Consider the following 12,002-nt stretch of genomic DNA (forward strand, 5'->3'; position numbering starts at 1 on the left):
TGCGGGATTATAAAAAAGTCTGCCGAGATAAGCGAATCGGATGCGGGACCTCATCCTGCTGATGCAAGTTGTTACATAAAACTGTCGTGCATTTGGGGGGGAAGCACGCTCAATAGTTGTTCCTTGCTGTTGCTTAGACCTAGACTAGCCCATAAAATTCGCTCTTCTTTTATACCGGATGGACAATTGTTTGAACAATGACCTGATCACCATCTCCGAGCTGACCTTCAGTCACGGGGATCGGTTGCTGTACGACAGGATCAACCTGACCATTCCCCGTGGCAAGGTCACCGCAGTCATGGGGCCAAGCGGGATCGGCAAGACCACCTTGCTGCGCCTGATCGGTGGCCAGCTGAAACCTGAATCGGGTCATATCCTGTTTGATGGAGAAGACATTCCCACCCTCTCCCGCTCCCGCCTGTATGAAGTCCGCAAACGGATGAGCATGCTGTTCCAGAGCGGTGCCCTGTTCACCGGCATGACCGTCTTCGACAACGTGGCCTTCCCGCTGCGGGAGCACTCCGGCCTGCCGGAGGAGCTGATCCACACCATCGTCATGATGAAGCTGCAGGCCGTCGGGCTGCGTGGCGCGGCCAGACTGATGCCGTCCGAGCTCTCCGGCGGCATGGCCAGGCGCGCCGCGCTGGCCAGATCCATCGCGCTGGATCCGGATCTCATCATGTATGACGAGCCCTTCGTCGGTCAGGATCCCATCACCATGGCGGTGCTGGTGAAGCTCATCAAGGAACTCAACAGTGCCCTTGGTATTACCTCCGTCATCGTCACCCACGATGTGAAGGAGGTGCTGAGCATCGCCGATTACGCCTACATCATCGCCAACCGCAAGGTGGTGGCGCACGGCACCCCGGATCAGCTGCGCGAGGAGCACAATCCGGAAGTCGAACAATTCCTGCAAGGATTGCCAGACGGTCCTGTTCCGTTTCATTTTCCGGCAGGCGATCTGCTACAGGATCTGTGATGTTGATAAGCCAAGTAAGCAAGTTGGGTCGGGTTGGGGTGCGTTTCATCAACGCCATCGGCCGCGCCACCATCATGCTGTTTCACGCGCTGGCGGGCCGCCCCCAGCCACGCAAGCACTTCCCCCTGCTGATGCAGCAGCTCTATGTGGTAGGGGTACAATCGGTCGCCATCATCCTGGTGTCGGGTCTGTTCATCGGCATGGTGCTCTCCCTGCAGGGCTATAACGTGCTGAAGGATTTCGGTGCCGAGCAGAGCCTGGGGCCGCTGGTCTCCCTCTCCCTGCTGCGGGAGCTGGGACCGGTCGTCACCGCCCTGCTGTTTGCCGGCCGGGCGGGCTCCGCCCTGACCGCCGAAATCGGGCTGATGAAGGCCACCGAGCAGCTCTCCAGCCTGGAGATGATGGCGGTGGATCCGCTGCGCCGGGTGGTGGCCCCCCGTTTCTGGGCCGGGGTCATCAGCATGCCGCTGCTGGCCTTCATGTTCAGCCTGATCGGCATCTTCGGTGGCAAGCTGGTCGGCGTCGATTGGCTGGGGGTGGACGAGGGCAGCTTCTGGTCTGCCATGCAGGCCTCCGTCGATTGGCAGGATGACATCATGCAAGGGGCCATCAAGAGTCTGATCTTCGCCCTGGTGGTCACCTGGATTGCGCTCTTTAATGGCTATGATGCCAAGCCGACCTCGGCCGGGATCAGTCAGGCGACGACCCGGACCGTGGTCCACTCGTCCCTGGCCGTGCTCGGTCTGGATTTTATACTCACCGCAATCATGTTTGGATAAGGTAAAGATGAAGTTCAGCAAAGTAGAATTCCTGGTCGGCGCCTTCATGCTGGCCGGCATCGCGGCCATTCTGGTATTGGCATTGCAAGTTGCCGGTTTGAGCTTCAAACCGGAAGGAGAAACCTATACCCTGCGCGCCCATTTCGATAATATCGGCGGCCTGAAAGTCCGCTCACCGGTCAAGGTCGGTGGTGTGGTCGTCGGTCGGGTCAGTGACATCGCCCTGGATGCCAAGAGCCTGGTGCCAGTGGTCTCCTTGCAGATGCAAAAGAGCGCCGGCGAGTTTTCCGAGACCAGCACCCTCTCCATCCTGACCTCGGGTCTGCTCGGCGAGCAGTATGTCGGCCTGGCGCCCGGCTTCACCGACGAGGAGATGGGCACCAACATGCTCAAGGATGGTGACATGATCGAAGACACTAAATCGGCCATAGTACTGGAGGATCTGATTGGCAAGTTCCTCTACAGTCAGTCTGCCGACAACAAAGCTGCCAGCAAGTAAGGAGTAACCATGTTCAAGAAAATTGCCCTGCTGCTGGGTCTGATGACCAGCATGCTGTTTGCCGTGACTGCCCAGGCAGGAGCCAGCGCCGCGGATCCCTATGCCCTGGTGGATCAGGCTGCCCAGCAGACCTTCGCCCGCCTCAAGGCAGATCAGTCCCAGGTGAAGAGCAACCCGGACCACCTGCGGGTGATCATCCGCGAAGAGCTGTTGCCTTACGTGGACAACCGCTTCGCCGCCTACAAGGTGCTTGGCAACCAGATCAAGGAGACCACTCCCGCCCAGCGTGATGCCTTCGTCGAGGTGTTCACCGAGTACATGGTGAGCTCCTATGCCGATGCCCTTGCCCACTTCGACAAGCAGACCGTCCAGGTCCAGCCGGGCAAGACACCGACCGACAGCAACATCACCGCCGTCAACGTCAGCGTGAAAGAGACCGGCAAGCCGGACATCTTCCTCGAGTTCAAGCTGCGCAAGAACAACAAGACCGGCGAGTGGAAGGCCTTCGACATGGTCGCCGAAGGGATCAGCCTGCTCTCCGCCAAGCAGAGCGAGCTCGGTGGCCTCATTCGCCAGAATGGCATCGATGCGGTGATCGCCCAGTTGCGCGAACACAACGCCAAGCCGCTGGTCCTCAAGTCATGACCCTGACGGGTGAGCTGCAGGCACCACAGGTCAACGCCTTGTGGCAGCGCCGGGAGGAGTGGTGGCAAGATGATGCGCTCGAGCTGAGCGGCGTCACCACCCTGGACTCCGCCGGGCTGGCCCTGCTGGTCAAGTGGGCCAAGGCCACCCTCGCAAGAGGCGCCACACCACAACTGGTGGGCGCCTCCCGTGATTTCCATACCTTGGCCAACCTGTACGGGGTGGCCAATTTGTTTCAATCAACCCCGCCCAACACTGAGGACGCATAATGCAAGTCTCTGAAATTGAAGCGATACTCCTTGAGGCCTTGCCATTGTCCGAAGTCCATGTCAAAGGCGACGGCAGTCACTATCAGGTGATAGCCGTCGGCGACATGTTTGACGGTATGAGCCGGGTCAAGAAACAGCAGGCCATCTACGCTCCGCTGATGGACAAGATCGCCAGCAACGCCATCCACGCACTCTCCATCAAGGCGTTTACCGATGCCGAATGGAAGCGCGAACGTAAATTCCTATTGCCCTCCTGATTTGGTATCTAAGTAAATGGACAAATTCAAGATCGATGGTCGTTGCACGCTCAACGGCGAAGTGACCATCTCCGGCGCCAAGAACGCCGCCCTGCCAATCCTGTTCGCCACCCTGCTGTGTGATGAGGAGATCCAACTCTCCAACGTGCCGCGCCTCAAGGACGTGGGCACCACCCTCAAGCTGCTGGAGATGCTGGGTGCCAGCACCAAGGTCAACGGCAATGTGACCGTGTTGACCGGTGCGGTGAACAACCATGTAGCCCCCTACGACCTGGTGAAGACCATGCGCGCCTCCATCCTGGCGCTGGGCCCGCTGGCGGCCCGCTTCGGTGCGGCCGACGTCTCCCTGCCCGGCGGTTGCGCCATCGGGGCCCGTCCGGTCAACCTGCACGTGCACGGCCTGGAGCTGATGGGTGCCAAGATCGCCATCGAGGATGGTTACATCAAGGCCCGGGTCGATGGTCGTCTCAAGGGTGCCCACATCCTGATGGACATGATCTCCGTCACCGGTACCGAGAACCTGATGATGGCCGCCACCCTGGCGGACGGCCGCACCGTGATCGAGAACGCCGCCCGTGAGCCGGAAGTGGTCGATCTGGCCAACTTCCTCAACACCCTCGGCGCCGACATCAAAGGCGCGGGCACCGATACCCTGACCATCGACGGGGTCGAGCGTCTGCACGGCGGCAGCTACAGCGTGCAACCTGACCGTATCGAAACCGGTACCTTCCTGGTGGGTGCAGCTGTCACCGGCGGCAAGATCACCTGCCGCAAGACAGACCCCTCCCTGCTGGAAGCGGTACTGGTCAAGCTGGAAGAGGCCGGCGCCCTGATCGAGAAGGGTGCTGACTGGATCAGCCTGGACATGACGGGTCGTACCCTCAAGCCGGTCACCATCAAGACGGCCCCCTACCCGGCCTTCCCGACCGACATGCAGGCCCAGTTCACCGTGCTGAACGCGGTCGCTAAAGGCACCGGCATGGTCACCGAGACCATCTTCGAGAACCGCTTCATGCACGTGCCTGAACTGGTGCGGATGGGCGCGGACATCGAGCTGCAGGGCAACGTCGCCATCTGCCGTGACACCGAGCAACTCAAGGGTGCCCAGGTGATGGCGACCGATCTGCGCGCCTCCGCCAGCCTGGTTCTCGCCGGCTTCGTGGCCGAGGGCACCACCATAGTCGAGCGTATCTATCACATCGACCGTGGCTATGAAGACATCGAGCACAAGCTGCAGGGTCTGGGTGGTCGCATCGAACGCATCAAGGGCTGATTTATCAGTCCACTAAAAAGGCCCCCTCGCCAACGCGAGGGGGCCTTTTTCATGCCGCCAGTTCAGGAAAGCGAGGGGGATCAGTGACCCGCCAGCTTCATCTGCTCGACCAGTACCGAGCCGGTCTTGAGGCTGGAGCGTTCGTCCTCGTCCGTCCCGACCGCCACCAGGGTGCGGAACATGTCCGCGAGGTTGCCGGCGATGGTGATCTCCTCCACCGGGTAGGCGATCTCGCCGTTCTCCACCCAGAAGCCGGCGGCGCCACGGGAGTAGTCGCCGTTGACTATATTGACCCCCTGCCCCATCAGCTCGGTCACCAGCAAGCCGGTGCCCATCTCCCTGAGCATGCCCTGGAAGTCCTGGCCGGTGTTCGAGACCTGCCAGTTGTGGATGCCACCGGCATGGCCGGTGCTGGTCAGCCCCAGCTTGCGCGCCGAGTAGGAGGTGAGCAGCCAACTCATCAGGCGACCGTCACGGATGATATCCATGTCGCGGGTACGCACCCCCTCACCGTCGAACGGGCTGCTGGCCAGCCCGCCCCGCAGGTGGGGGAACTCCTGGATGCGGAGCCAGTCTGGCAGGATCTGCTCGCCCAGCTTGTCCAGCAGGAAGCTCGACTTGCGATAAAGGTTGCCGCCGCTGATGGCCATCACCAGATGGCCCCACAGGCCGGCGGCGGTGTCCGGGTGAAACAGCACCGGGGCGTGGCGGGTGGAGATCTTGCGGGCACCGAGACGGGATACGGTGCGCTCCACCGCCTCGTCGGCGATGCGCTGCGGGCTCCAGAGTCCGGCCAGATCCCGGCTGGAGGAATAGCCATAGTCCCGCTGCATGTCGCCATCCTGCTCACCGATCAGCACACAGCTCAGCGAGTTGCGTGACGCCGCATAGCCTTTGACGAAGCCGTGGCTGTTGCCGTAGACCTTGACCCCCAGATGACTGGAGAAGCTGCCGCCGTCGGAATGCTTGATGCGGGCATCGCGACCCAGCGCCAGCCGTTCGCACTCGATGGCCAGCTCGATGCCACGCTGGGGATCCAGCTCTATGGGATGGCACAGCTGCAGATCGGGGGCATCCCAGGCCAGCAGCTCGGCATCCGCCAGGCCGGCACAGTCATCCGGTGAGGTGTGGCGGGCGATCTCCATGGCCGCCTCGACGGCGGCACGGATGGCTGACTTGCTCAGATCCGTGGTCGAAGACGACCCCTTGCAGCCATCGCGGTAGACGGCGATGCCGAGCGCCCCATCCTTGTTGAACTCGATGCTTTCCAGCTCACAGCCCCGGGTGTTCACCGACAGCCCGGTCTGCTTGCTGATGGAAACTTCGGCCAGCGAGGCGCCCAGTCCCTTGGCTATCTCCAGTGCCTCGGCGACGACGGCCTCGAGATGGGCTTGATCCTGGCGGATTTGGTCTTGCTGGTCCATAACTCACATCTGTATGAAGGAAGGAAAGGGGCTAAGCATATCAGACCCCTGCGCCCAGCGGGAGAAGCTGGTAACATATCCCCTAACGTGAATGACAGGAATCAGAGACCGATGAGTCAGTATCAAGACGACAACGAATTGGACGATTGGGGTCCCAGCAAGAGCCAGCTCAAGCGCGACGCCGAAGCACTGCAAAAGCTGGGGGCAGAGATCGTCTCCCTGAGCCACAGCGAGCTGGAAAAAATCCCGTTGGATGAAGAGCTGGCCGATGCCATCGAACTGGGCCGCAAACTCAAGCCCAAGAAGGACGAATCCTTCCGCCGCCACCTGCAGTTTATCGGCCGCCTGATGCGCAGCCGGGATATTGAGCCGATCGAACAGGCTCTCTCCATCTTCAAGAACCGCCACTCGACCGTGAATGCCCGTCTGCATCGTCTGGAGCAGTGGCGCGAGCGGCTGATCAACGAAGGGGACAGCGCCCTCAACGAGCTGATGGCCCAGTTCCACGAGCTGGATCGCCAGAAGCTGCGCCAGTTGATCCGCAGTGCCAACAAGGAGCGGGAGCTGAACAAGCCGCCGGTGGCCTTTCGCGAGATGTACCAGTATCTGCGCGGTGAGATCGAAGACCAGCTGTAAGTCATGGCGCACGTCCGGGGCAGAATGCCGCCGAGCGAAAACGAAACGGGGCCAATCTGGCCCCGTTTTTTATGCCATGTGTTCACGCATCAACTACCCGACATGCACTGGGTATGAGTCCCCGGCTGCAGATAGGGCATCAGCAAGGGGGCCATCCCCTTGAGCACCTGTACCGGTAGCGCCGAGGTGAAGCGGAACTTGTCGGATTGGCTGCCCGGCACATAGGCGGTCAGGGTGCCGAAGTGATCGGCGCCGATGTAGAAGACGAAGGTCGCTGTCCGGTTGCGGGCCAGCGAGCTGGTCACGTTGCCATAACGGCCGACCGTCTCCAGCCGGTTGTCCCCGGTCCCCGTCTTGCCCCCCATCGGCAAGATGGTGCCATCCGGCAGGGCGAAGGCCCCGGCGATGCGCCGCGCCGTGCCCCCCTCCACCACCTTGGACAGGGCATTGCGCAAGGCATCCGTCACCTCGACCGGCAGCACCCGAGTGCCCTGGACGTTGGCCGGTTCGAACACGGTGGCAAAGGGCGTGTCCTTGGCAAACGAGAGATACTCGATGCGCTGGGTCGGGGCACGTATACCCCCGTTCTGGATGATCCCCATCAACTCGGCCAGTGCCGCCGGTCTGTCCCCCGAGCTGCCGAGTGCCGTCGCCAACGACGGCACCAGGTGATCGAACGGATAACCCAGCCGCGCCCAGCGCTGATGGATGTCGAGGAAGGCTTCGACCTCCAGCATGGTACGGATGCGGCTATCCCGGGCGCTGCGATGGCGGGTCTTGAACAGCCAGCTGTACACTTCCTGGCGCTCATCACGGCTGGCAGCGACCGCATCGGCGAAGGTCGCCTTGTCGAACTCCTTGAGGTAGGAGAGCAACCACAGCTCCAGCGGGTGCACCCGCGCTATATAGCCCTGATCCGGTAGCGAATACTTACCAGGTCCATAGCTGGTGTAGAGCTGCTCGATCCGCTTGTCACTCAGTTTGTCCCGTGGTAAACGCTTGGCCAGGAAGGCGGCGAAGTCCAGCTGCGACGCCTCCGGCATCAGGTAGCGATGCACGGCCGCGAGCCGGACCGCACTGGGCTTGAGGCCATCGAGGAAGGTATCAAGCCGCTCATCCGGGGTCTTGCCCTGGTACTTGCGCCAGAAGCGCAGCAGGTAGGTCTGGCCCTCCTTGTCGGCAAACTTGGCGAGGTACTCGGTACGGCGCGGATCCTTGTCATCCTTGAGCAACTGGGCCCGGTTCCCCTCCTTGTAGAGGCTGTAGCGCACTATGTCCCGCATCAGCCGCACGAAGGGCAGGTTGATGGACTCGCGCAGCGCGTCACGGATCGGCGGGATGCGACCGTTGTCTTCCTTGCGGAAGTTGTTGAAGGTGTGCATGCCGCCACCGGTGAAGAAGCCCTCATAGGGGCTGGCGGAGTATTTGCGATCCAGCGCCGCCTCCAGCATCACCGGCAGGCTCTTGTCCTTGGCGACCATCAGGTAGGAAATAGCCCAGCGGCTGATGTTATCCTGGTTGGACACCTCTATCTTACGCAGGCTGTCGGCCGGCATGCCCGCATAGCTGTCGTGCAGCTCGGTGACGATCTCCAGGTAGGTGGTCAGCACCCGCAGCTTGGCGGTGGAGCCCAGCTCCAGCTTGCTGCCTTCGTTGATGTCGAACGGCTGATCCGTGTTGTCGGTCTGCACCCGCACCTTCACCCCTTCCGGAGTTTTCTCGAACAGGGTGAAGCTGTACTTCACGTCTCCCGTCTTTTCCGGCGAGAGCAGGCGCTCACCAAACAGGCCGACCTGAGCGGCAACGGCGGGGTCAGCCAGCTGCTGCAGGTAACGAGAAATGTCATTTTGCAGCGGCATGTTGAGCGTGGTGTCTGCCGTCAGATCCATGCGATCCAGATCATACAGCTGGACCCCGAGCTGGCGGCTGAGGCGAGTACGCGCCACCTGCAAGCCTTTGTTGTTATTGACCCGGGTGATCGCCGGTGACTGCAGGAAGTCGCGGAAGCCGAGCTTGGCCTTGAGCGCAGACTCCATCAGCGGAGGCGCAATCATCCCCTCCTGGACGAACAGACGCAGATAGCTGTCGGTCAGGGTCGACAGCGCCTCCCGCCCCTGAGCCAGATAGTAAGAGGGGCGGCGGTGAGCGATCATCAGGGAGACGACCTGCCGCAGGGCCAGGCCCTGCTCCGCCAGCGTGGCGTCCTGGTTGCGGGCGGGATCCAGCAGACGATTCACCTCATCCACATTGGCTCCGAACCAGACCCAGAGACCGTCACCCAGGCCATGCACCTCGCCATAGCCGGGGGCCGCAGAGAGTGGCACCGAGTTGAGGTAGGCCCAGGCGACCAGCTTGCGTGCCTCCAGGGTCTCAGGCCCCAGTCGATAGGCCCGTACACTGGCCGAGGCCATCTGGCGGATCTTCTCAGTCGGCGACAGGGTCAGGCCATCGGGGGAGTGGCGATACTTCTCGACCTGGGTGGCCAGCGTGCTGCCACCGGCGGATTGATCCTGCATGTCCAGCGCCTTGCCCACCTGAGACAGCGCCGCCTTGGCGAAACGCGGCCAGTCTACCGCCGGGTTGGCCAGCGGCTGTTCGTTGCTCAGCAGATCCCGGTTCTCGATGAACAGCAGCGACTGTATGACCAGAGGAGGGATGGAGTTGAAATCCGGGTAGTAGTGGGTCGGATACTTGTACTGATAGAAAGGCTCGGCGCGGCAGTCATGCAGGGTTAGCCCGGCTTGTACCTTCTCGGTGTATGGCACGAAGAAGCCATGGCTGGCGTAGTTATACAGTGCATCGGAAAAATGCACCTGCTCACTCACCTGATAGCCGCGCTGGATCAGCCGCTCCTGGATCATCGGCAACATTACATAGCCGAGCCGCTTGTCGAAGGGACCGTCATCGGGAAAGCGGATCTGCTTGCTGAGGCCGGGCTCGAGCTGATAGGTCAGCTTGGCCGCATAGTTGGAAATTTCCTGCGACTGCAGACGAGAGGTCTTCATCTCATAGCCAAGCAGGGCGATCGCGGCAGCCAGGCAAAGCAAAAAGATAAAGCAGAACAACCACCGCCACCAGGGACGACGCTTGTGCTTGTGTTGCCCGTCCGCATGCGGTACGGATGAATCCTTAGATGCCACTTTGTTCAAATCCGTCTGTTTTGATGCGCCCATATCAGCCCCACCATGGTTGCGCAATTTATTGTGTTTCACTCAAGCTTAGTCGTTTCAAGTCAATGGCTTGAAAACTATTGACCGCTTTGGTGCGATGTTAACAGGGCGATTATGAAAATGGGAGCCGATTGTTGCAGGGCGGAGAGTGATCCGAGCTGATGGACAGAAGTGAAACACCGGCCAGAGGCCGGTGTTTCAAAATCGCGAGGCGGCAATCTTACTTGCTGGAGCTCATGCCTTTCAGCTTGGTGCTCAGTTCCTTGCGTTCCTTGGAAAGCTCGGCGTTCTTGATGATGTGATCATCAACCCGCTCCTCGTAATCGGCGCGCATGTTGGCGATGATGGCCTGGACTTCATCGATGCTCATACCCGGCTTGATGTAGTCGCTCAGGTTGTCGAGCAGCAGCACCCGCTTCTGGTTGTCACGGATCTTCTTCTCGTTGTCGACGATCTCGCGCTTGAGCTTGTTCTGGCGACGGGACATGCGCACATATTCCAATACGTCGCTGAAGGTAGACTTGTTTACTTGTTCCATATCGATACCACTGATTGAAGGTTAATGAAAACAGGTCGGATTACCCCGTACCAGAGAGGAGCTGAAGGCATGGTACAGGCAAACCCTAGAGTGCCCTTTACTCTACCGAGTTATGATGCAGATACAACCCCAATCGCAAGCTGGCGTGGGTTCTGACAGCCGGGAAGGGGCAGCAATATGGCTAGGAATGAGAATGCGATGGGTAACGCTGGAGGCGACAGGAATTTCAGGCAATAAAAAAGCCCGCTCGATTGAGCGGGCTTCTTCAATTGGGAGCCTGGCAGTGTCCTACTCTCGCATGGCGAATGCCACACTACCATCGGCGCTACCGCGTTTCACTTCTGAGTTCGGCATGGGATCAGGTGGTTCCACGGCGCTATGGCCGCCAGGCAAAAACTTCAATCTCGGAAAGCTGACGTGAATAACGACTAAGCGCTTAGCTTGGTCACTATCACTGAATTAAGTAAGTAGTTCTTCATCTGCTACAAGGCCCAGAACACTTCTTGGGTGTTGTATGGTTAAGCCTCACGGGTAATTAGTATGGGTTAGCTCAACACGTCGCCGCGCTTACACACCCCACCTATCAACGTTGTGGTCTCCAACGGCCCTTTAGGACCCTCAAGGGGTCAGGGATGACTCATCTCAGGGCTCGCTTCCCGCTTAGATGCTTTCAGCGGTTATCGATTCCGAACTTAGCTACCGGGCAGTGCCACTGGCGTGACAACCCGAACACCAGAGGTTCGTTCACTCCGGTCCTCTCGTACTAGGAGCAACTCCCTTCAATCATCCAACGCCCACGGCAGATAGGGACCGAACTGTCTCACGACGTTCTGAACCCAGCTCGCGTACCACTTTAAATGGCGAACAGCCATACCCTTGGGACCGACTTCAGCCCCAGGATGTGATGAGCCGACATCGAGGTGCCAAACACCGCCGTCGATATGAACTCTTGGGCGGTATCAGCCTGTTATCCCCGGAGTACCTTTTATCCGTTGAGCGATGGCCCTTCCATTCAGAACCACCGGATCACTATGACCTACTTTCGTACCTGCTCGACCTGTCCGTCTCGCAGTTAAGCTGGCTTATGCCATTGCACTAACCTCCTGATGTCCGACCAGGATTAGCCAACCTTCGTGCTCCTCCGTTACTCTTTGGGAGGAGACCGCCCCAGTCAAACTACCCACCAGGCACTGTCCGCGAGCCCGATTCAGGGCCCTGCGTTAGAACATCAAACATACAAGGGTGGTATTTCAAGGACGGCTCCAGCGCAACTGGCGTCACGCCTTCAAAGCCTCCCACCTATCCTACACATGTAGGTTCAATGTTCAGTGCCAAGCTGTAGTAAAGGTTCACGGGGTCTTTCCGTCTAGCCGCGGGTACACCGCATCTTCACGGCGAATTCGATTTCACTGAGTCTCGGGTGGAGACAGCATGGCCATGGTTACACCATTCGTGCAGGTCGGAACTTACCCGACAAGGAATTTCGCTACCTTAGGACCGTTATAGTTACGGCCGCCGTTTACCGGGGCTTCG

11 protein-coding genes and 2 rRNA genes (1 of these 13 running past the window's edge) are annotated in these 12,002 nt (G+C 60.0%); 8 read left to right on the forward strand and 5 right to left on the reverse strand.

All coding sequences use genetic code 11. From position 1 onward, the window contains the following. Nucleotides 1–178: 178 nt before the first annotated feature. The 7 genes from mlaF to murA are packed head-to-tail and all read left to right on the forward strand — an operon-like array spanning nt 179 to nt 4,701. Complete coding sequence (gene mlaF / locus EL255_RS19305) at nt 179–979, forward strand: phospholipid ABC transporter ATP-binding protein MlaF (protein WP_042653299.1); 801 nt, start codon at nt 179–181, stop codon at nt 977–979. Beyond that, the gene (gene mlaE, locus EL255_RS19310; protein ID WP_042653300.1) at nt 979–1,758 is read left to right on the forward strand and encodes a lipid asymmetry maintenance ABC transporter permease subunit MlaE; all 780 of its coding nucleotides are present in this window, start codon (nt 979–981) and stop codon (nt 1,756–1,758) included. Before mlaF ends, mlaE begins: the two co-directional genes overlap by 1 nt. Before the next feature lie 7 nt (nt 1,759–1,765). Continuing rightward, nucleotides 1,766–2,257, forward strand: coding sequence for an outer membrane lipid asymmetry maintenance protein MlaD (mlaD, locus tag EL255_RS19315; RefSeq protein ID WP_042653301.1), 492 nt, complete (start codon nt 1,766–1,768; stop codon nt 2,255–2,257). 9 nt (nt 2,258–2,266) lie between these two features. Beyond that, nucleotides 2,267–2,902 carry a phospholipid-binding protein MlaC gene (gene mlaC, locus EL255_RS19320; RefSeq protein ID WP_042653302.1) on the forward strand — a complete coding sequence of 212 codons (636 nt, stop codon included), beginning with the start codon at nt 2,267–2,269 and terminating at the stop codon, nt 2,900–2,902. After that, a complete protein-coding gene (locus tag EL255_RS19325) occupies nt 2,899–3,171 on the forward strand; it encodes an STAS domain-containing protein (RefSeq protein ID WP_042653303.1) in 273 nt (90 codons plus the stop codon). Before mlaC ends, EL255_RS19325 begins: the two co-directional genes overlap by 4 nt. Beyond that, on the forward strand, nt 3,171–3,428 hold the full coding sequence (gene ibaG, locus EL255_RS19330; protein ID WP_005306001.1) for a BolA family iron metabolism protein IbaG: 258 nt from the start codon (nt 3,171–3,173) through the stop codon (nt 3,426–3,428). The genes EL255_RS19325 and ibaG overlap by 1 nt, the downstream gene beginning before the upstream one ends. 16 nt (nt 3,429–3,444) lie before the next feature. Then, complete coding sequence (gene murA, locus EL255_RS19335; protein ID WP_042653304.1) at nt 3,445–4,701, forward strand: UDP-N-acetylglucosamine 1-carboxyvinyltransferase; 1,257 nt, start codon at nt 3,445–3,447, stop codon at nt 4,699–4,701. An 80-nt stretch (nt 4,702–4,781) separates the two neighbouring features. On the opposite strand, the gene pmbA is transcribed toward murA, so the two are convergent. Continuing rightward, nucleotides 4,782–6,125, reverse strand: coding sequence for a metalloprotease PmbA (gene pmbA / locus EL255_RS19340; protein ID WP_042653305.1), 1,344 nt, complete (start codon nt 6,123–6,125; stop codon nt 4,782–4,784). Between the two features lie 111 nt (nt 6,126–6,236). Here pmbA and yjgA point away from each other — a divergent pair, with 111 nt between their 5' ends. Then, nucleotides 6,237–6,761, forward strand: coding sequence for a ribosome biogenesis factor YjgA (gene yjgA, locus EL255_RS19345; RefSeq protein ID WP_042653306.1), 525 nt, complete (start codon nt 6,237–6,239; stop codon nt 6,759–6,761). Nucleotides 6,762–6,850: 89 nt separating this feature from the next. Here yjgA and EL255_RS19350 read toward each other — a convergent pair whose 3' ends face one another. The 4 genes from EL255_RS19350 to EL255_RS19365 form a co-directional block, all read right to left on the reverse strand. Next, nucleotides 6,851–9,934, reverse strand: a complete 3,084-nt coding sequence (locus tag EL255_RS19350) for a transglycosylase domain-containing protein (protein WP_042653307.1) — start codon at nt 9,932–9,934, stop codon at nt 6,851–6,853. Nucleotides 9,935–10,151: 217 nt separating this feature from the next. Beyond that, complete coding sequence (gene tmaR / locus EL255_RS19355) at nt 10,152–10,469, reverse strand: PTS system regulator TmaR (protein WP_033132275.1); 318 nt, start codon at nt 10,467–10,469, stop codon at nt 10,152–10,154. A 275-nt stretch (nt 10,470–10,744) separates the two neighbouring features. Further along, a 5S ribosomal RNA gene (rrf, locus tag EL255_RS19360) occupies nt 10,745–10,859 on the reverse strand. 124 nt (nt 10,860–10,983) lie between these two features. Further along, nucleotides 10,984–12,002, reverse strand: a 23S ribosomal RNA gene (locus EL255_RS19365); it runs 1,871 nt beyond the window's last position.

This window comes from Aeromonas encheleia (assembly GCF_900637545.1).
GTDB classification, from domain to species: Bacteria; Pseudomonadota; Gammaproteobacteria; order Enterobacterales; family Aeromonadaceae; genus Aeromonas; species Aeromonas encheleia.